Below are 19988 nucleotides of genomic sequence, written 5' to 3'. Positions count from 1 at the left end.
TTACTCCGCCGCCGCCTTTTTCATCGGCCGGCGCTCCAGCAGTTCCTTGAGGAAATGGCCGGTATAGGAGCGCTTCACCTTGACGATATCCTCCGGCGTGCCTTCCGCGATCACCTCTCCGCCGCCGTCGCCGCCCTCGGGTCCGAAGTCGATGACCCAGTCGGCGGTCTTGATGACTTCCAGATTGTGCTCGATGACCACGACCGAATTGCCCTGGTTGACCAGTTCGTGCAGCACTTCGAGCAGCTTTGCCACGTCATGGAAGTGCAGGCCGGTGGTCGGTTCGTCGAGGATGTAAAGCGTGCGGCCGGTCGACCGCTTGGAGAGTTCCTTGGCGAGCTTGACGCGCTGCGCCTCGCCGCCGGACAGCGTGTTCGCCTGCTGGCCGACCTTGATATAGCCGAGGCCGACCTGGTTCAGCGTGACGAGCTTGTCGCGCACGGCGGGCACGGCTGCGAAGAACTCGACGCCTTCCTCCACCGTCATGTCCAGCACGTCGGCGATCGACTTGCCCTTGAAGGTCACGTCGAGCGTCTCGCGGTTGTAGCGCTTGCCGTGGCAGACGTCGCAGGTGACGTAGACGTCCGGCAGGAAGTGCATCTCGATCTTGATGACGCCGTCGCCCTGGCAGGCTTCGCAGCGCCCGCCCTTGACGTTGAACGAGAAGCGGCCCGGCTGGTAGCCGCGCGCTTTCGCCTCCGGCAGGCCGGAAAACCAGTCGCGGATGGGCGTGAAGGCGCCGGTATAGGTGGCCGGGTTCGAGCGCGGCGTGCGGCCGATCGGCGACTGGTCGATATCGATGACCTTGTCGATGAATTCGAAACCGTCGATGCGCTCGTGTTCGGCGGGGATTTCGCGCGCGCCCATGATGCGCCGCGCCGCGGATTTGTAGAGCGTCTCGATCAGGAAGGTCGACTTGCCGCCGCCGGAAACGCCGGTGACCGCCGTGAAGACGCCGAGCGGAATGGCAGCCGTGACATTCTTCAGGTTGTTGGCTTTCGCGCCGACGACCTTGATTTCCTTTTTCTTCTTCGGCTTGCGGCGCTCGCCCGGAATGGCGACCGAGAGCTCGCCGGAGAGATATTTGCCGGTGAGCGAGGCGGGATTGGCGATCACTTCTCCGGGCGTGCCCTGGGCGATGACCTCGCCGCCATGGATGCCGGCGGCCGGGCCGATATCGACCACATAGTCCGCCGTCAGGATCGCGTCCTCATCATGTTCGACGACGATGACGGTGTTTCCGATATCGCGCAGATGTCGCAGCGTATCGAGCAGGCGGGCATTGTCGCGCTGGTGCAGGCCGATCGAGGGCTCGTCCAGCACGTAGAGCACGCCCGTTAGGCCCGAGCCGATCTGCGAGGCGAGCCGGATACGCTGGCTCTCACCGCCGGACAGCGTGCCGGAATTGCGCGAGAGCGAGAGATATTCGAGGCCGACATCGTTGAGGAAGCGCAGGCGCTCGCGGATTTCCTTGAGGATGCGCACCGCGATTTCGTTCTGCTTGGTGTTCAGGTTTTCCGGCAGCACATCGAACCAGTCGCGCGCGACGCGGATCGACATCTGCGTGACTTCGCCGATATGCAGCTTGTTGATCTTCACCGCCAGCGCCTCGGGCTTCAGGCGAAAACCGTTGCAGGCCGGGCAGGGGGCGGCGGACATGTAGCGCTCGATCTCTTCGCGCGACCAGGCGGAATCCGTTTCCTTCCAGCGGCGTTCGAGGTTCGGCACGATGCCTTCGAAGGTCTTTACCGTCTTGTAGGAGCGCGCGCCGTCCTTGTAGTTGAACTCGATCTTCTCCTTCGTGCCGTGCAGGATGGCGTCCTGTGCCTCTTCCGACAGTTCCGACCAGCGGTTGGAGAGCTTGAAGCCATAGGCGGCGCCGAGCGCTTCCAGCGTCTGGTTGTAGTAGGGCGAGGAGGATTTTGCCCACGGCGCCACGGCGCCGTCGCGCAGCGTGCGCTCCGTTTCCGGCACGATCAGGTCCGGGTCGATCTTCTGCTGGCTGCCGAGGCCGTCGCAGGTCGGGCAGGCGCCGAAGGGATTGTTGAAAGAGAAGAGCCGCGGCTCGATTTCCGAGATGGTGAAGCCGGAAACCGGGCAGGCGAATTTTTCCGAAAACAGCACGCGCTCATGCGTCTCGTTCAGCGACTTGTTGGCGGAGCCGCCGGCGGAGGTTTCCTCGACCGGCAGCGGCTTGTCGGCGAATTCCGCGATCGCAAGGCCGTCGGCGAGTTTGAGGCTGGTTTCGAGGCTGTCCGCCAGGCGCGCGGCAAGGTCCGGCCGCACGACGACGCGGTCGACCACCACGTCGATGTCATGCTTATATTTCTTGTCGAGCGCCGGCACGTCGGCGATCTCGTAGAACTGGCCGTCGACCTTGACGCGCTGGAAGCCCTTCTTCATCAGCTCGGCGAGTTCCTTCTTGTACTCGCCCTTGCGGCCGCGCACGACGGGCGCGAGGATGTAGAGGCGCGTGCCTTCGCCGAATTCCAGCACGCGGTCGACCATCTGGCTGACCGTCTGGCTCTCGATCGGCAGCCCTGTCGCCGGCGAATAGGGAATACCGACGCGCGCAAACAAGAGACGCATGTAGTCGTAGATCTCGGTGACCGTGCCGACGGTCGAGCGCGGGTTCTTCGAGGTCGTCTTCTGCTCGATGGAGATGGCCGGCGAAAGCCCGTCGATCTGGTCGACGTCCGGCTTCTGCATCATCTCCAGGAACTGGCGCGCATAGGCCGAGAGGCTTTCGACATAGCGGCGCTGGCCCTCGGCATAGATCGTGTCGAAGGCGAGCGACGACTTTCCCGAGCCCGAAAGCCCGGTCATGACGATCAGCTTGTTGCGGGGCAGGTCGAGATCGATGCCCTTGAGATTGTGTTCGCGTGCGCCGCGGATGGAAATTGTCTTGAGTTCGCTCATGGTATCCAGCGTCAGAAATCGTTGCGCGTTCTAATAGGGGTTGGCCCCTATGTAGGGATAGGTTTGGGCCTGTCCATGCGCGATCAGAAGATTCCGTGCCCGTTTCCGATTCGGTTGACAAGAGTGTAGGGAATTATTAGAACAAAAAAAGAACAAAAATTCGCAATTGATCTGTGGATTACCACTTATGCGGGGCGGCGCTGGCAGACGACAGCCGGTAAGATGCCGCATTCATGGTGTGAAGTGATGTCGGGCCGAGGCCCGGAGCGAAACGGGAAAGACGGGTATGGCTGGAAGCGTCAACAAGGTGATCTTGATCGGGAACGTCGGGGCGGACCCGGAAATCCGGCGCACGCAGGACGGTCGGCCGATCGCCAACCTGCGCATCGCCACCTCCGAATCCTGGAAGGACCGCAACAGCGGCGAGCGCCGCGAGAAGACCGAATGGCACACGGTTGTCGTCTTCAGCGAACCGCTCTGCAAGGTCATCGAACAATATGTGAAGAAGGGCGCCAAGCTCTATATCGAGGGCGCGCTGCAAACCCGCAAGTGGCAGGACCAGACCGGCAACGACCGCTATTCGACGGAAATCGTGCTGCAGGGCTTCAACTCGACGCTGACCATGCTGGACGGCCGCGGTGAAGGCGGCGGCGCAAGCCGGGGCGGCAGCGACTTCGGCGGCGCGCAGAGCTACGACGATTACGGTTCGCGCCCGTCTTCGGGTGGCGGCAGTGGCAGCGGCGCTTCCGGCGGCAACCGTTCGAGCGGTTCGCCGCTCTCGCGCGACATGGATGACGACATTCCGTTCTGAGAACGCTGGCCGTTCCGGGAACACCGGATAGATGATGACGGCGGCTTTGGGGCACACCCAAAGCCGCCGTCCGCGTTTTTTAGCTTGCAACGTTGCGCAGGCTTCCCCGCGCGAGATTGCTCAGCTGTTCGCGATGGATCGTCTGCAGTTTTGGTGCGTGGGCCGGCAGGAGTTCGATCAGCGCTTCCGCTGCCGCCTGCAGCATGGCCGGCGCCGGCTTTTCGCGCGGCGGCGTGAAGCGCTCAAGGCTGCCCAGGAACTGCTCGAAGACGGCGCGCGACGCGATGATCGCCTGATGCATGTCGATGTCGAATTCGTTCGGCTGGGCGGTGATCGTGACCGAGCCGTTCTCGGCATGCGCGGCGACGGCTGAGCCGTCGAGCGAGGCGTTCAGGCCCTCCAGGAACACGCGGTACTGGAAGAAATCCCGCCGCACAAGGGTATCGTATTTAGTTTCGTCCGGCGAAACGGTCGGATCAGTCACCAGGATGCTGGGCCGCAGCCTGTCCTGAAGCTCCAGGCGATCGATGAGATGGGTCAGCGAATTGCCGGTTCCCACGACGTCGATCAGCAGGGTCCGCGCGCCGAGCCGGCCGCGCAGATAGGCCTCGTATTCGGTCGACTTGTCGTAGCACAGCGTGCGCGACACCTGGAAATAGGAAACCGGCGGCATGCCGGCGCGGGCGAAATGGGTCGAGGCCAGCATCTGGTGCCACAGGTTGCAATCGCGCGACGCCGCCAGGATCTTGTCCGCGCCGAAACGTTCGGCGCAATGCAGCGCCCAGAAGGCGCCGACGACCATGAGTGGAATGTTGACCGCCGCCTGCGCCTTCAGCACGTTGTGGATGGCGGGATCGCGATGGAAGGTCTTGAGCCGCGTTTCCCGCAGCGCATGGGCGTAGGGCGCGAGGCCCGCGCTGTGCAGAATCTCTTCCGTGCGGTCCCATTTCGAGATGCTGACCAGCGTCGGGTTGATGCCGGCGGCGGCGGCGCCGACGATATCCGCGTGGATGTTGTCGCCGAAATGCGTGCGGATCGTATGTTCCGCCAGGATGCTCGGCCAGATGACGCGGTGGTGCTTGCCGTAGTTGCTGAGGTACAGCTTGTTGTCCAGGCCGCATTTCTCCTTGAGGATGCGGCTGACGAAGGCGTAGGGCAGGTACATGTCGGAGATGATGATGTCGTGGGCATCGACGCGCGCGACGACTTCCTGGATCGGGAAGAGCATGTCCCACTCTTCTTCGAGCTCCAGCAGGCGCGTGCTTTCGGCCTGCGTCTCCGTCAGGGTCGCTTCGGCGATGAGGGCGGCGTAGATGTCGTCCAGGCCGTAGGTGCGGCGGCCGAACATGGCCATCTCGACCGCATGGCGACGCGTCGCAAAGCCGGCAATGCCGCATTTCGCCTCGACGGCGCGGAAGACCTGCAGCGGATCGTTGCAGCGGCGCGCGACCAGCGTATCGAAGAGGTCGAAGCTCTGGATATGCGTATGGAGGTCGGAGGCGTTTTCCTCCAGCGTGTGAAGGATCTCGGTCTTGGCATAATCCCCGTTCGGATTGAGGAAATTGCCGGAGAAGGCCAGCCGGCCGGTGCCATCGGCCACCGGAAGCATGACGCAGGTCGCCTTGCCGAGCTTGTCGACGATTTCCACCGTCTCGCCGTTCAGACGCCAGAAGGATTCGTTGGGATGGCTGTAGCCGGCGATGAAGCCGTTTTTCTGGAAGATGAACCGGTCGGTGATCTCCTCGCCCCTCGGCTCCGCACGGAAGGTGAACGTTCTGGAGGTCAGCTGGTCGATCGTGATGGGAGACGCATTCACATGGGGTGCGGGAATCATATGGAGGGCCCTGGTTCAAGTTGCCGCAACGCTAGGCAGCGACGCTTGAGCCAGGCTGGCTTTTACCCGGCAAAGGCCGATTTCACGCCGTCCACCACGAACTGCACCGCCAGCGCCGCCAGGATCACGCCGAGCAGGCGCGTGAGGATCGCGCGGCCGGTTGCGCCGAGGAACCGGTCGATGCGTTCGGCGATGACGAGCGACAGGAAGAGGATGACGAGGCAGAGCGCCAGCACGCCGATCAGCGCCGTGCGTTCGAGCGCGGAGGGGAAGGAGCCGGAGAGCAGGATCGTCGCTGAGATGGCGCCGGGGCCGGCAATCAGCGGCAATGCCAGCGGGAAGACGGCGATGTTGTGGATGTGGTCGCGGGTGATCGCCACTTCGCTGGTCTTTTCCTTGCGCTCGTTGCGGCGCTCGAAGATCATCTCGAAGGCGATCCAGAACAGGAGCAGGCCGCCCGCGATGCGGAAGGCGCCGATCGATATGCCGAGTAGTGACAGCACGCCGGCACCCGTCAGCGCGAAGACGGCGAGGATGCAGAAGGCGATGAGCGAGCCGCGCAGCGCCACCTGCTTGCGCTGCGGCCGCGTCATGCCGACGGTCAGCCCCAGAAAGATCGGCGCGAGACCCGGCGGGTCGATGGTCACGAGCAGGGTCGTGATCGCATTGACCAGAAGATCGACAGTGAGCATGAAGGCGTTCCCCTCGCCGTTGCGCGGCCGATTTTCCCGGCCTTGTGGGCCTATTGTTAGGTGAGGGCGGCCCGCAAGGGAAGGGCGGTCGCAGCCTTGCGACGGCGATGCCACGAAAATGCGCAAATTACCGGATTTACCTCGCAAAAGCCTGTTCAAAACCCTCTGCAAAATTGGCGCGGCAGGCGCCGGTAGGCTATAAAACAAGACTGATTCTGAACAACGATCGTGATCAAAATTGACAGAGCAATCGACACCCGGCGGCAAAAACCCACCCGGCATTGAGCCTATTTCCATCATCGAGGAAATGCAGCGGTCGTATCTCGACTACGCCATGAGCGTCATCGTGTCCCGCGCGCTGCCCGATGTGCGCGACGGCCTGAAGCCCGTGCACCGGCGTATCCTCTACTCGATGAGCGAGATGGGCGTCGACTGGAACAAGAAATACGTCAAGTCGGCCCGCGTCACCGGTGACGTGATGGGTAAATACCATCCGCACGGCGACTCGGCGATCTACGACGCGCTTGCCCGCATGGCGCAGGACTGGTCGCTCCGCCTGCCGCTGATCGACGGCCAGGGCAACTTCGGCTCCATCGACGGCGACCCGCCGGCAGCCCAGCGTTACACGGAATGCCGCCTGGAAAAGGCAGCGCATTCGCTGCTCGACGACCTCGACAAGGAAACCGTCAACTTCCGCGACAACTACGACGGCACGATGAGCGAGCCGGTCGTCGTGCCGGCAAAGTTCCCGAACCTGCTGGTCAACGGGGCAGGCGGCATCGCCGTCGGCATGGCGACGAACATTCCGCCGCACAACCTCTCCGAAGTCATCAACGGCTGTATCGCGCTGATCGACAATCCGGCGATCGAGCTGCTGGACCTGATGCAGCACATTCCGGGGCCTGACTTCCCGACGGGCGCGCTGATCCTCGGCCGCGCCGGCATCCGCCAGGCCTACGAGACCGGCCGCGGCTCCGTCATCATGCGCGGCCGCGCCCATATCGAGCCGATGCGCGGCGATCGCGAGCAGATCATCGTCACGGAAGTTCCCTTCCAGGTGAACAAGTCGTCGATGATCGAGAAGATGGCCGAACTGGTGCGCGACAAGCGCATCGAGGGCATTTCGGACCTTCGCGACGAATCCGACCGCCAGGGCTACCGCGTCGTCATCGAACTGAAGCGCGATGCCAATGCTGAAGTCATCCTCAACCAGCTCTACCGCTATACGCCTTTGCAGACCTCCTTCGGCTGCAACATGGTGGCGCTGAACGGCGGCAAGCCGGAGCTGATGACGCTGCTCGACATGCTGCGCGCCTTCGTCTCCTTCCGCGAGGAAGTTGTCAGCCGCCGCACGAAATACCTGCTGCGCAAGGCGCGCGACCGCGCCCATGTCTTGGTGGGCCTCGCCATCGCCGTCGCCAATATCGACGAGGTGATTGGCCTCATCCGCCGCGCGCCCGATCCGCAGACGGCGCGCGAGCAGTTGATGGAGCGCCGCTGGCCGGCCAAGGACGTCGACGTGCTGATCAAGCTCATCGACGACCCGCGCCACCGCATCAACGAGGACCTCACCTACAACCTCTCGGAAGAGCAGGCCCGCGCGATCCTCGAATTGCGCCTTGCCCGCCTGACGGCGCTTGGCCGTGAGGAAATCGACGAGGAACTCAACAAGATCGGCGAGGAAATCAAGGATTACCTCGATATCCTGTCGTCACGCGTGCGCATGATGGACATCGTCAAGAACGAACTCGCCTCCGTGCGCGACGAGTTCGGCACGCCGCGCCGTACCGAGATCCTCGAAGGCGGTCCGGACATGGACGACGAGGATCTCATCGCCCGCGAGGACATGGTCGTGACCGTGTCGCATGCCGGCTACGTCAAGCGCGTGCCGCTCGCCACCTATCGTGCGCAGCGCCGCGGCGGCAAGGGCCGCTCCGGCATGGCCATGAAGGACGAGGATTTCGCGACCCGCCTCTTCGTCGCCAACACCCATACGCCCGTTCTGTTCTTCTCCTCGCGTGGCATCGTCTACAAGGAGAAGGTCTGGCGCCTGCCGATCGGCACGCCGCAGTCGAAGGGCAAGGCGCTCATCAACATGCTGCCGATCGAATCCGGCGAACGCATCACGACCATCATGCCGCTGCCCGAGGACGAAACGACGTGGGAAAACCTCGACGTGATGTTCACGACGACCCGCGGCACGGTTCGCCGCAACAAGCTGTCGGACTTCGTCCAGGTCAACCGCAACGGCAAGATCGCGATGAAGCTCGAGGAAGAGGGCGACGAGATCCTCAACGTCGAGACCTGCACCGAAAACGACGACGTGCTGCTGACGACCGCGCTCGGCCAGTGCATCCGTTTCCCGGTCGATGACGTGCGCGTCTTCGCCGGCCGCAACTCGGTCGGCGTGCGCGGCATCTCGCTGGGCGCCGGCGACCGGATCATCTCCATGACGATCGTCAGCCATGTGAATGCCGAGCCGTGGGAACGCGCCGCCTATCTGAAGCGCTCCGCAGCCGAACGCCGCGCGAGCGGCGTCGACGAGGAGGATATCGCGCTGGTCGGCGAGGATGTCGGCGAGGTCGGCGATCTTCCGGAAGAGCGCTACCAGGAGCTCCGCGCCCGCGAACAGTTCGTTTTGACCATCTCGCAGAAGGGTTTCGGCAAGCGGTCGTCCTCCTACGACTTCCGCACCTCCGGCCGCGGCGGCAAGGGCATTCGCGCCACGGATACGTCGAAGACCAACGAGATCGGCGAACTCGTCGCCGCCTTCCCGGTCGAGGACAAGGACCAGCTCATGCTCGTCTCCGACGGCGGCCAGTTGATCCGCGTGCCGGTCGACGGCATCCGCATCGCCAGCCGCGCGACGAAAGGCGTCACGATCTTCTCGACCGCCAAGGACGAGAAGGTGGTGTCGGTCGAGCGTATCAGCGAGCCGGAAGGCGAGGACGATGTGGAAGCGGTGGATGTCGAGATCGAAGGCGAGATCGACGGCGGGGATGCGGCAGCACCCAGCGAGGAATAAGCCCCTCGCACCCTTGTAGAAATGGAAAAAGCCGGACGGGCAGGGAACGACCGTCCGGCTTTTCATTTGGTGCGGGCGGCCCGGAGGGAAGGCCACCCGCGTTACGGCGACATACGTGCTATGGCGTTATTTGCGCGTCGAACGCGCGGGCGCCATAGGGGGGCGTGCTAGACGCCAAAGCCGCCTGCTTCTGTTTTCACCTTTACCGCCTTCATTTCCGCACGATCCCGTTTGAGTTCATGGATGGTGCAGGCGAAATCGAAGGTGAAGACGGTGGCGATGAAGATGGTGGAAAGGATTGTGAGCGCAGCCATCACAGGTCCTCAGCGCAGCCACTTGCCGCGAGCGGCGAGCTTATCGGCGGCCGGGCGATCCTCTTCGCGCAGCGCGTGGATCGTCGCTGCGGTAAGCGCGATGAACATCGTCATGCAGAGTAGAGCGAGTGCCATTTTTGTGTTCCTTCAAGCCTAAGGAAACGCATTACTTGTTTCGCTGTGTTCGGTCTGGAGAATGCGCGAGCGCGACCTTTGTTCCAGACCCCGATGCTGTCATTTAGACATGCTCTGCCTGAAATGGTCTTGAACGGGCCATTCATACCGGGTTCACGTTCTTGCAGGGGACAGTTCGGGATGCGACGGGCTGCGCCCTTGCGAAAACGGGCGGTCCATGACAAAAGGCGGCAAACGGGACCCTGCCGATGACAGTCGCCTTCTACCCTGGCTCTTTCGATCCGATCACGAACGGCCATATCGACGTGCTGGTGCAGGCGCTGAACGTGGCGCCCAAGGTCATCGTCGCGATCGGCATCCACCCCGGCAAGACGCCGATCTTCTCCTTCGAGGAGCGCTCGGACCTCATCCGCCAGTCGATCACCGAGGCGATGCCGGCGCGGGCAGGGGATGTCAGCGTCGTTTCCTTCTCGAACCTCGTCGTCGATGCGGCCCGCACGCATGGTGCGCACCTGTTGATCCGGGGCCTGCGCGATGGCACCGATCTTGATTATGAAATGCAGATGGCCGGCATGAACCGCCAGATGGCGCCGGACGTGCAGACGATCTTTCTGCCGGCGGGCGTTGCCTCGCGGCCCATTACCGCCACATTGGTCCGCCAGATCGCGGCCATGGGCGGCGATGTCAGTGCCTTCGTGCCGGTGCCCGTCTTCCAGGCTCTGAAAGCCCGCAAGGGCTGAGCGCAATCACCCTGAACTCTCAAGGGAGCTATCATGAAAATCCTTCGTCTCGCCTTTGCAGGAGCCCTTTTCCTCGCGGGCGCAACCCTTGCCCAGGCCGCCGATTTCCTCACGATCCAGCTGAAGGACGGCCCGGTCGTCATCGAACTCAATTCGCAGGTCGCGCCGAAGCATGTCGAGCGCATGAAGGCGCTGGCCGCTGCCGGTGAATACGACAACGTCGCTTTTCACCGCGTGATCGAAGGCTTCATGGCGCAGACCGGCGACGTGCAGTACGGCGATCTGGCCGACGGCTACCAGGCGCAGGCGGCCGGCACGGGCGGCTCCAGCCAGGCGGACCTGCCGGCGGAATTCTCCAACGTGCCCTTCGAGCGCGGCACGGTCGGCATGGCGCGGTCGCAGGACCCGAACTCCGCCAACTCGCAGTTCTTCATCATGTTCGCGCCTGGCGACTTCCTGAACGGCCAGTATACGGTCGTCGGCAAGGTGGTCTCGGGCATGGAAAACGTCGACAAGATCAAACGCGGCGACGACGCCAACAACGGTTCCGTGACCGACCCTGATCGCATGGTCAAGGTTACGGTCGGCAAATAATTCCACCTTTTATTTTCTGCCTGTTGTAATCGCAAAATCGCTTCACACTTTTGCGCAACACGCTTCTGAAGGAGAAAGACCATGGCCGAGATCAAGGATCCGGAAAACACCATCATCATGGAAACCACCAAGGGCAAGGTGGTCATCCAGCTTCTTCCGGATCTCGCTCCGGGACATGTGGCGCGCATCAAGGAACTGACGCGCGAAGGCGCCTATGACGGCGTCGTGTTCCACCGCGTCATCGAGGACTTCATGGCGCAGACCGGCGACGTGCAGTACGGCAAGACCGGCGGCAAGGACTTCAACCCGGCCCGCGCCGGCATGGGCGGCTCGGAAAAGCCGGACCTGAAGGCCGAATTCTCCAACACGAACCATGTGCGCGGCACGTGCTCGATGGCCCGCAGCCAGATGCCGAACTCCGCCAACGCGCAGTTCTTCATCTGCTTCACGGATGCCCCCTGGCTCAACAAGCAGTATTCCGTCTGGGGCCAGGTCATCGAAGGCATGGACAATATCGACAAGATCAAGCGCGGCGAGCCCGTGCGCGATCCCGATACCATCGTTTCGATGAAGGTTGCCGCCGACGCGACTGCCTGATAGACAACGTTCGATTTCGACCGCGCTCGCCCCGGCGGGCGCGGTTTTTCTTTGTGCGCTTTTCAAGAGACACTCGACATGGCTGCTTTTCTCTGGGCGCTGCTCGGCATTGCGGCCGGCGCGTGCATCGCTATCCAGGCTCCGATCAATGCGCTGCTCGGCCGCGGGCTGGGCATGCCGGTTGCGGCGGCCTGCGTCTCGTTTCTGTCCGGCGCGCTCATCCTCGCCATCGTGGTGCTGGCCACCTCGTCCTTCGAGGGCCGGGCGCCGGACTGGCGCGGTCCGGCCTTCTGGCTCTATGTCGCCGGCGGCGCGCTCGGCACGGTCTATGTCACGACCGCGATCTTCCTGACGCCGCGCATCGGCGCGGCCGCCGTCATGGCCTTTGCCGTCTCCGGCCAGCTTCTCGCCGGCATCCTGCTCGACCGCATCGGCTTTCTCGGCATGGCGGTGCGGGAATTGTCCGTCGGCCGCATCGCCGGCGCCATGCTTTTGGTCGTCGGCGCGCTGATGATCCGTTTGTACTGAGGCCTGCCATGCGCGTCGACCTCTTCGATTTCGATCTGCCGGAAGACAACATCGCGCTGCGCCCGGTCAGCCCGCGCGAGGCCGCACGGCTGCTCGTCGTGCGCCCGGCAAACGAGCCTCCCTACGAGGACCGCACCGTCGGCGATCTGCCGTCGCTGCTCAGGGCCGGCGACGCGCTGGTCTTCAACGACACGCGCGTCATTCCCGCCCAGCTCGAAGGCATCCGCCACCGAGAAGGTGCCGGCGGCCAGAAAGTGTCCGCGACGCTGCACATGCGCATCGCCGCCGACCGCTGGAAGGCTTTTGCCAAGCCCGGAAAACGCATCAAGCTGGGCGACCGCATCACATTCGGCGACAGTCTTGCAGCGATCGTCGAGGCGAAGGGCGAGGGCGGCGATATCACGCTGCATTTCGAGGCCTCCGGCCAGGAACTCGACCGCGCCATCGCCACCGTCGGCCATATTCCGCTGCCGCCCTACATCGCGTCCAAGCGCGAGGACGACGAAGCGGACCGCCGCGATTACCAGACGATCTACGCTCGCGAGGAGGGCGCCGTCGCCGCTCCGACTGCCGGCCTGCATTTCACCGATGCGCTCTTCGAAAAGCTCGACGCGCTCGGCGTCGAGCGCCATTTCGTGACGCTGCATGTCGGCGCCGGCACCTTCCTGCCGGTCAAGGCTGACGATACGACCGAGCACGTCATGCACGAGGAGATCGGCTACGTCTCGCAAGAGACGGCCGACGCGCTCAACGCGGTCAGGGAGAGGGACGGGCGCATCGTCTCCGTCGGCACGACGTCGCTGCGCCTCCTCGAAAGTGCGGCGGACGCGGATGGCACGATCAAGCCCTGGTCCGGCGCCACGGGCATCTTCATCACGCCCGGCTACCGTTTTCGCACCGCCGACATGCTGATGACCAACTTCCACCTGCCGAAGTCGACGCTGTTCATGCTCGTCTCCGCCTTTTCCGGCCTGGAGACGATGCGCGGCGCCTATGCGCATGCGATCACGACCGGCTACCGCTTCTATTCCTACGGCGACTCCAGCCTGCTTTTCCGGAACGACCGATGACCGAAAACTTTGAGTTCAGACTGCTGGCCACCGATGGCAAGGCGCGGCGCGGCGAGGTCTCCATGCCGCGCGGCACGATCCGCACGCCGGCCTTCATGCCCGTCGGCACGGCCGGCACCGTTAAGGCGATGTATCTCGACCAGGTGCGCGACCTCGGCGCCGACATCATCCTCGGCAACACCTACCACCTGATGCTGCGCCCGGGCGCCGAGCGCGTCGCGCGGCTTGGCGGCCTGCACGAGCTCATCCGCTGGCAATATCCGATCCTCACCGACAGCGGCGGTTTCCAGGTCATGTCGCTCTCGGGCCTGCGCAAGCTCGACGAGCAGGGCGTCACCTTCAAGAGCCATGTCGACGGCGCGCTGCACCATATGTCGCCAGAACGATCGATCGAGATCCAGGGCCTGCTCGGCAGCGATATCCAGATGCAGCTCGACGAATGCGTGGCACTGCCCGCGTCGCCGAAGGAAATCGAGCGCGCCATGGAAATGTCGTTGCGCTGGGCCGAACGCTGCAAGGTGGCCTTCGGTGACCAGCCCGGCAAGGCGATGTTCGGCATCGTGCAGGGCGGTGATATCCCCGAGTTGCGCGTGCGCTCGGCGGATGCCTTGTCCGGCCTCGGCCTCAAGGGCTACGCCATCGGCGGCCTCGCGGTGGGCGAGCCGCAGGAGGTCATGCTCGACATGATCGACACGACCGTTCCGCACCTGCCGACCGAAAAACCGCGTTACCTGATGGGCGTCGGCACGCCGGACGACATGCTGAAATCGGTCGCCCGGGGCATCGACATGTTCGATTGCGTGATGCCGACCCGCTCCGGCCGCCACGGCCTGGCCTTCACCCGCCGCGGCCGCATCAACCTGCGCAACGCCCGCCACGCCGAAGACATGCGCCCGCTCGACGAGGAATCGAACTGCCCGGCCGCCCGCGACTATTCGCGCGCCTACCTGCACCATCTCGTGCGCGCCAATGAATCGCTCGGCGGCATGCTGCTGACCTGGAACAACCTGGCCTACTATCAGGACCTGATGGCCGGCATCCGCAAGGCGATCGAGGAAGGCCGCTTCGCCGACTTCATGGCGGAGACGCAGGAAGGCTGGGCGAGGGGCGACATCGCCCCGCTCTGATGCTTCAGGCTTAGATTTCCGGCCCCGGCGCCGAACGCACCATGTGCACGCCGTTGATCTTGTAGCTGCCGTCCGGCTGCTTCACGACCTGGTAGAGCGCCGTCCAGTCCTTGCCATCCGGCGCGGAGATCAGCACCTCCTGCACCACCATGTCGCCGGTCACCTTGGAGCGGCCGAAGGCGAAATTGCCCGGCCGATAGACCGGGGCATAGCCCTTCTTCACCATGTCGAAGAAGACGTCTTCGCTCGGGAATTTTCCCCGGATGGTCGGCGAGGCGAAGGAATAGGCCGTCTTGGCATCGTCATTCAAGAAGGCGGTGATCTGGCTCTGGATGACGGTTTGCGCCGTATCGACAGGCTCATCGGCCCGCACGGCTTCCAGCGGAAGGAGACAGAGGGAAACGCAAAGGAACACGGCGGCAGGCAATTTCATGGCGCACACTCCTTTTCGGCGAAAGCTAGAGTAGCACGGGAACTTGCAAAGAGCCGCATGAGATACGTACGGCTGCTTTTCGCAGAAATTTTATAGAATTTTTCTTTTTAAAACAAAATAATATAGTAATTACTTAAAGTAAATATATAATATCACTAATTCGTGATGGCGCGGGCAGGGCAGCTTTTAAGCGCTTTCCGATGAAGCAATCCGGTCCTTGTGGAAGACCACGATTTCGGACCCCTGATATGTCGACCGGGCAAACGCCCGGAACCCGTGCCGGTCGGCTAGGCGTATGGAGGCCGCATTCTGCGCGTCGATGATGCAGGTGACGGGAACGCCGGCCTTGTTCGTCTTCGCCCAGGACCACATCGCATCGAGGGCTTCGCTGGCATAGCCGCGGCCCTGGACATCGGGGATCAGTCCCCAGCCGGCTTCCATGGTGTTCTCGATGCTGGGCGTGAGGGCTCTGCGCATCTCATGGAACCCGGCTTCTCCGATAAGCTGGCCGGAGACCTTGTCCGTGATCGCCCAGAACCCGAAACCCATGACGCTCCACATGCCGATATGGCGGAGCATGCGGGCCCAGGATTGCTCGCGAGACAAGGGCGTTCCGCCTATGTAGCGCACGACCTCAGGCATGGCCCACATCGCCGCCGTCGCGTCGAGGTCGTCAATTTGAAAGCCGCGCAAGACGAGGCGATTGGTTTCGAGCAGAGGAATGTCGGGCATCTGGATATCGCGGTGAAAAAGTTGAAGGGCGGCGCGCCGAATCTGGAGGCAATCTACTCTCGAGCGCGTGGGATAGTCGACATCTGAAACGTGGGATTGTGGTCTGGGAGCGGGCATGGTGGGCTGCCAGAAGACCCTATCCATAAATCGGATAAGATAGATTATGGAACTAAATGGTGTGCCGAAACGCCCAAAGACGCTGGAAACCCGTTTCCGCCTTGACCCGGCACCTCTCGCAGCTTTAAGCGAAACGGCAGACGGAACCAACAGCGAAAGCCTGCACCGATGAGCGAGTTGCGCATTCTCTCCGACGCCCATATCCCGGAACTGCCGAACCGCTACAACGGCAAGGTCCGCGAGAATTATGACCTGGCCGATGGCAGCCGCATCATTATCGCGACGGATCGGCTCAGCGCCTTCGACGTCATCCTGACGGCCATTCCCTTCAAGGGCCAGGTGCTGACGCAGACGGCGCGCTACTGGTTCGAGGAAACCGCCGACATCTGCCCGAACCATGTGCTGGCCTATCCAGACCCAAACGTCGTCATCGGCACCCGGCTCGATATCCTGCCGGTCGAGGTCGTCGTGCGCGGTTATCTCGCCGGTACGACCAGCACCTCGATCCTGACGAAATACCGCAAGGGCGAACGCCAGATGTACGGCATCACGCTGCCGGACGGTCTTCGCGACAACGAGAAACTGCCCGAGCCGATCATCACGCCCACCAGCAAGGCCTTTGACGGCGGGCATGACGAACCGCTTTCCGGCGAGGAAATCCTTGCCCAGGGCCTGCTGACAACGGAGCAATGGGAAACGGTGTCGCGATATGCACTGTCGCTCTTTGCGCGCGGCCAGGCGCGCGCGGCCGAGCGCGGCCTCATCCTCGTCGACACCAAATACGAGTTCGGCACGGACAAGGACGGCCGCATCGTGCTGGCCGACGAGATCCACACGCCGGATTCGAGCCGCTACTGGATCGCCGAGAGCTACGAAGAGAGTTTTGCCAAGGGCGGCCGCCCGGCGAGCTTCGACAAGGATTTCGTGCGCGCCTGGGTCACCGAGCGCTGCGATCCCTACAAGGACCCGATTCCGGAAATCCCGCGCGACCTGGTCGAGCAGACCTCGAAGGTCTACATCCAGGCCTTTGAACAGATTACCGGAAAGACTTTTGTGCCGGATCTTTCCGGAAAGACGGTGCTGGACCGTATCCGCAACAATCTGGCACCTTACTTCGCCTGATCGTCGGCGAGTTCGACCTCGAAACTCAAGCCATCAAACGCCGGTTCCACATGGGCCGGCGTTTCCTTTTGCACGTTGTCGTAATCGAGCGGCACATGCATATGGGTCAGGATGGCGCGCGCCGGCTTCAGGCGTTCGATCCATTCCAGCGCCTGGCTGAGCGACAGATGGCTCGAATGGAAGCGATATTGCAGCGCATCGACGATCAGCACGTCGAGGCCTTGCAGCCGTGGGACCGTCTCGTCCGGAAAGTCGCTGATATCGCTGCAATAGGCGATGTCACCGATGCGAAACCCCAGCGAATGGATCGAGCCGTGCACCTGGAGCAGGGGCTGGAACACAATCGAGCCCCCTGCTCCCGTTATCGTCACCGGCGAGTCCATCGGCTCGATCAGGTTCTCCGTCACGATCGGCGGATACATGCTGCCCGCCGGCGTCTTCAGGCAATAGCCGAAACCCTCGCGGATACGCTCCATCGTGATGGCATCCGCCCAGATCGGCACCTGCTTGCGATTGAGCAGCACGAAACCGCGGATATCGTCGATGCCGTGGATATGGTCGGCATGGGCGTGCGTGTAGAGCACCGCGTCGATGTTTTCCACGCCCGCGGCGATCATCTGCGTGCGGAAGTCCGGCCCCGTATCGATGACGACGGTGGTGCAGCCGAGCGGCCCGAACTGCTCGACGAGGAAGGCCGCGCGGGTGCGGCGGTTCTTCGGGTTGGCGGGATCGCAGGCGCCCCAGTCGCCGGTGATGCGCGGCACGCCGGGCGACGAGCCGCAGCCGAGAATGGTGAAGCGCCGCCGGTAGACCACCGCTACACCCGTGGCATCTTCGAGAAGACGCGGAAGGCGTTTTCGGTCGTGATGCGGGCGATCTCTTCCGCGCTGACGCCGATGGTCTCGGCGAGCACGGCGGCAGTGTGCGCCACGTAAGCCGGCTCGTTGCGCTTTCCGCGGAACGGTTTTGGCGCGAGGTAGGGCGCGTCGGTTTCCACCAGCATGCGCTCCAGCGGCACGGTCTTGGCGACCTCGCGCAGCTCTTCCGATTTCGGGAAGGTCAGGATGCCGGAAAACGAAACATAGCCGCCGAGTTCGACGCCGATGCGCGCAAGGTCCGGGCCGGAAGAGAAACAATGCAGCAGGAAGGGGAAGGCGCCCTTCCCCGTTTCCGCCGTCAGGATCGCCGCCATGTCCTCATCCGCCGAGCGGCTGTGGATGACGAGCGGCAGGCCGGTCTCGCGTGCGGCGGCGATGTGGTTGACGAGGCCGGTCGCCTGCGCGTCGCGCGGCGCGTTGTCGTAGAAATAGTCGAGACCCGCCTCGCCGATCGCCACGACACGCGGATGCTTCGAGAGCTCGACAAGCTCCGCCACGGAGACGTCCAGCTCCTCGTCCGCATTGTGCGGATGCGTGCCGACCGAGCAGAAGACCGACGGGTATCTTTCGGCGATCGCCAGGATCGTCGGGAATTTCCGCACCCGCGTCGAAATCGTGATCATCTGCTTCACGCTGGCCGCGTGCGCCCGCGCGACGATGTAGTCGCGCTCCGCTTCGAAATCCGGAAAATCCAGATGGCAATGGGTGTCGATCAGCATCGCCGCGTCAGGCCTCGGGCGCCACGTAGCGCGGGAAGACCGGCGTCGGCGCTTCCAGCGGCGTGCCGCTGACAAGACGGCCGGCCTCGCCGAGCGCCGCGAAATGGCGCTTTTCGACGGGGGAAGCGACGAGATCGAGCATCTTGCGGCTGGATTTCGGCATGAACGGCTGCAGCAGGATCGCGATCTGGCGCACGACTTCCGCCGTCACATACAGCACGGTGCCCATGCGGACCGGATCGGTCTTCTTCAGCGCCCAGGGCGCCTCGCCGGCGAAATAGCGGTCGGCCTCCGAGACGACGGCGATGATCGCGGCCAGCGCCTTGTGGATCTGCTGCCGGCCCATTTCCTCGCGGGTCAGCGCATAGAGCGCATCGACGGACGCGAGCATCGCACGATCGGCGTCGGTGAGTTCGCCACACTCCGGCACCTTGCCGTCGCAGTTCTTCACGATCATCGACAGCGAGCGGCTGGCAAGATTGCCGATGCCGTTGGCAAGGTCGGAATTGATGCGGGTCGCGATGCCCTCCTCGCTATAGCTGCCGTCCTGGCCGAAAGAGACTTCGCGCAGGAAGAAGTAGCGGATCGGGTCGAGGCCGAAATGGTTCACCAGGTTGACCGGATCGACCACGTTGCCGAGCGACTTCGACATCTTCTCGCCCTTGTTGAGCAGGAAGCCATGCGCGAAGACGCGTTCGGGCAGCGGCACGCCGGCCGACATCAGGAAGGCCGGCCAATAGACGGCGTGGAAGCGGATGATGTCCTTGCCGATGATGTGGATGTTCGCCGGCCAGTATTTTGCCAGCGGGCCTTCCGGGTCGGTCAGGTAGCCGGTCGCGGTAATGTAGTTGGTCAGCGCGTCGACCCAGACATACATGACATGCGCCGGATCGCCCGGCACCGGAATGCCCCAGTCGAAGGTCGTGCGCGACATGGAGAGGTCCTTGAGGCCGGACTTCACGAAGGAGATCACCTCGTTGCGGCGCTCGGCCGGGCCGATGAAGTCCGGGTTGTCCTCATAGTGCTTGAGGAGCTTGTCCTGGTAAGCGGAAAGACGGAAGAAATAGCTCTCCTCCTCCACCCATTCGACAGGCGTGCCCTGGGGTCCGTAACGCACGCCGTCGTCGCGCTTTTCCGTCTCGTTTTCCTGGTAATAGGCCTCGTCGCGCACGGAATACCAGCCGGCATAGCTGTCCTTGTAGATGTCGCCATTGGCGGCCATGCGGCGCCAGATCTCGGCGCAGGCCTCGTAATGGCGCTCTTCGGTCGTGCGGATGAAATCATCGTTCGACGCATTAAGAAGAACGGCCATATCTTTGAATTCTTTCGAATTCCGATCGGCAAGCTCCCGCGGGGAAATGCCCTCCTTGCGTGCCGTCTGCTGCATCTTCTGGCCGTGTTCGTCCGTTCCCGTCAGAAAGAACACGTCGCGTCCGTCGAGCCGCTGGTAACGCGCCATGGCATCCGTCGCGATCAGCTCGTAGGCATGGCCGATATGCGGCTTGCCGTTCGGATAGGAAATGGCGGTCGTGATGTAGAAACGGGACGTGTCGGTCATGGGTGCGTTCTGTCTTCGGTTGTGCAATGCCGCAAGGTATTAG

At 63.2% G+C, this 19988-nt stretch carries 19 protein-coding genes; 9 read left to right on the top strand and 10 right to left on the bottom strand.

The annotated features are described in order from the left end of the window. Positions 1–2919, bottom strand: coding sequence for an excinuclease ABC subunit UvrA (gene uvrA, locus J2Y63_RS26255; protein ID WP_435268480.1), 2919 nt, complete (start codon positions 2917–2919; stop codon positions 1–3). 286 nt (positions 2920–3205) lie between these two features. Here uvrA and J2Y63_RS26250 point away from each other — a divergent pair, with 286 nt between their 5' ends. After that, positions 3206–3730: a single-stranded DNA-binding protein gene (locus tag J2Y63_RS26250; RefSeq protein WP_256115924.1), complete on the top strand. Its 525-nt coding sequence runs from the start codon at positions 3206–3208 to the stop codon at positions 3728–3730. 79 nt (positions 3731–3809) lie between these two features. Here J2Y63_RS26250 and J2Y63_RS26245 read toward each other — a convergent pair whose 3' ends face one another. Together J2Y63_RS26245 and J2Y63_RS26240 are read right to left on the bottom strand one after the other, a co-directional pair. Beyond that, entirely contained in the window at positions 3810–5564 is a 1755-nt protein-coding gene (locus J2Y63_RS26245) for a hypothetical protein (RefSeq protein ID WP_435268479.1), read from the bottom strand. Positions 5565–5626: 62 nt separating this feature from the next. Further along, positions 5627–6256, bottom strand: a complete 630-nt coding sequence (locus tag J2Y63_RS26240) for a MarC family protein (protein ID WP_256115922.1) — start codon at positions 6254–6256, stop codon at positions 5627–5629. Between the two features lie 238 nt (positions 6257–6494). On the opposite strand from J2Y63_RS26240, the gene gyrA reads away from it, so the two are divergent. Continuing rightward, a complete protein-coding gene (gene gyrA / locus J2Y63_RS26235) occupies positions 6495–9281 on the top strand; it encodes a DNA gyrase subunit A (protein ID WP_435268478.1) in 2787 nt (928 codons plus the stop codon). 167 nt (positions 9282–9448) lie between these two features. Here the strand turns inward: gyrA and J2Y63_RS26230 are convergent, their stop codons facing one another. Next, positions 9449–9595, bottom strand: a complete 147-nt coding sequence (locus J2Y63_RS26230) for a hypothetical protein (protein ID WP_435268477.1) — start codon at positions 9593–9595, stop codon at positions 9449–9451. Between the two features lie 9 nt (positions 9596–9604). Further along, on the bottom strand, positions 9605–9730 hold the full coding sequence (locus J2Y63_RS26225) for a hypothetical protein (protein WP_256115919.1): 126 nt from the start codon (positions 9728–9730) through the stop codon (positions 9605–9607). A 248-nt stretch (positions 9731–9978) separates the two neighbouring features. Here J2Y63_RS26225 and coaD point away from each other — a divergent pair, with 248 nt between their 5' ends. The 6 genes from coaD (at position 9979) to tgt (ending at position 14386) form a co-directional block, all read left to right on the top strand. Then, on the top strand, positions 9979–10470 hold the full coding sequence (gene coaD, locus J2Y63_RS26220; RefSeq protein ID WP_256115918.1) for a pantetheine-phosphate adenylyltransferase: 492 nt from the start codon (positions 9979–9981) through the stop codon (positions 10468–10470). 33 nt (positions 10471–10503) lie between these two features. Beyond that, positions 10504–11064: a peptidylprolyl isomerase gene (locus tag J2Y63_RS26215; RefSeq protein ID WP_256115917.1), complete on the top strand. Its 561-nt coding sequence runs from the start codon at positions 10504–10506 to the stop codon at positions 11062–11064. Positions 11065–11145: 81 nt separating this feature from the next. Continuing rightward, positions 11146–11661 (top strand): peptidylprolyl isomerase, encoded by a 516-nt coding sequence (locus J2Y63_RS26210; protein ID WP_256115916.1) that lies wholly within the window; start codon positions 11146–11148, stop codon positions 11659–11661. A 78-nt stretch (positions 11662–11739) separates the two neighbouring features. Then, on the top strand, positions 11740–12189 hold the full coding sequence (locus tag J2Y63_RS26205) for a DMT family transporter (RefSeq protein ID WP_256115915.1): 450 nt from the start codon (positions 11740–11742) through the stop codon (positions 12187–12189). 8 nt (positions 12190–12197) lie between these two features. Continuing rightward, positions 12198–13259: a tRNA preQ1(34) S-adenosylmethionine ribosyltransferase-isomerase QueA gene (queA, locus tag J2Y63_RS26200; protein ID WP_435268476.1), complete on the top strand. Its 1062-nt coding sequence runs from the start codon at positions 12198–12200 to the stop codon at positions 13257–13259. Then, the gene (gene tgt, locus J2Y63_RS26195) at positions 13256–14386 is read left to right on the top strand and encodes a tRNA guanosine(34) transglycosylase Tgt (RefSeq protein WP_435268475.1); all 1131 of its coding nucleotides are present in this window, start codon (positions 13256–13258) and stop codon (positions 14384–14386) included. Before queA ends, tgt begins: the two co-directional genes overlap by 4 nt. Before the next feature lie 10 nt (positions 14387–14396). On the opposite strand, the gene J2Y63_RS26190 is transcribed toward tgt, so the two are convergent. Both J2Y63_RS26190 and J2Y63_RS26185 read right to left on the bottom strand, forming a co-directional pair. Then, complete coding sequence (locus tag J2Y63_RS26190; protein ID WP_435268474.1) at positions 14397–14819, bottom strand: DUF4864 domain-containing protein; 423 nt, start codon at positions 14817–14819, stop codon at positions 14397–14399. A 186-nt stretch (positions 14820–15005) separates the two neighbouring features. Then, positions 15006–15551: a GNAT family N-acetyltransferase gene (locus J2Y63_RS26185; protein ID WP_435268506.1), complete on the bottom strand. Its 546-nt coding sequence runs from the start codon at positions 15549–15551 to the stop codon at positions 15006–15008. Between the two features lie 294 nt (positions 15552–15845). On the opposite strand from J2Y63_RS26185, the gene J2Y63_RS26180 reads away from it, so the two are divergent. Beyond that, complete coding sequence (locus J2Y63_RS26180) at positions 15846–16790, top strand: phosphoribosylaminoimidazolesuccinocarboxamide synthase (RefSeq protein WP_435268505.1); 945 nt, start codon at positions 15846–15848, stop codon at positions 16788–16790. Here the strand turns inward: J2Y63_RS26180 and J2Y63_RS26175 are convergent. From J2Y63_RS26175 to metG, 3 genes are read right to left on the bottom strand one after another with little or no spacing between them, the layout of a single operon-like run. Then, on the bottom strand, positions 16778–17605 hold the full coding sequence (locus J2Y63_RS26175; RefSeq protein WP_435268473.1) for an MBL fold metallo-hydrolase: 828 nt from the start codon (positions 17603–17605) through the stop codon (positions 16778–16780). The two genes, J2Y63_RS26180 and J2Y63_RS26175, sit on opposite strands and share 13 nt — an antisense overlap. 2 nt (positions 17606–17607) lie before the next feature. Continuing rightward, entirely contained in the window at positions 17608–18387 is a 780-nt protein-coding gene (locus tag J2Y63_RS26170; RefSeq protein ID WP_435268472.1) for a TatD family hydrolase, read from the bottom strand. A 7-nt stretch (positions 18388–18394) separates the two neighbouring features. Then, positions 18395–19945 (bottom strand): methionine--tRNA ligase, encoded by a 1551-nt coding sequence (gene metG / locus J2Y63_RS26165; protein WP_435268471.1) that lies wholly within the window; start codon positions 19943–19945, stop codon positions 18395–18397. Positions 19946–19988: the final 43 nt, after the last annotated feature.

The sequence above is a fragment of the Shinella sp. BE166 genome (assembly GCF_051201095.1).
Lineage (GTDB): Bacteria > Pseudomonadota > Alphaproteobacteria > Rhizobiales > Rhizobiaceae > Shinella > Shinella lacus.
Note: the sequence above shows the minus strand (reverse complement) of the source record. Positions and strands in the feature narration are given on the sequence as shown.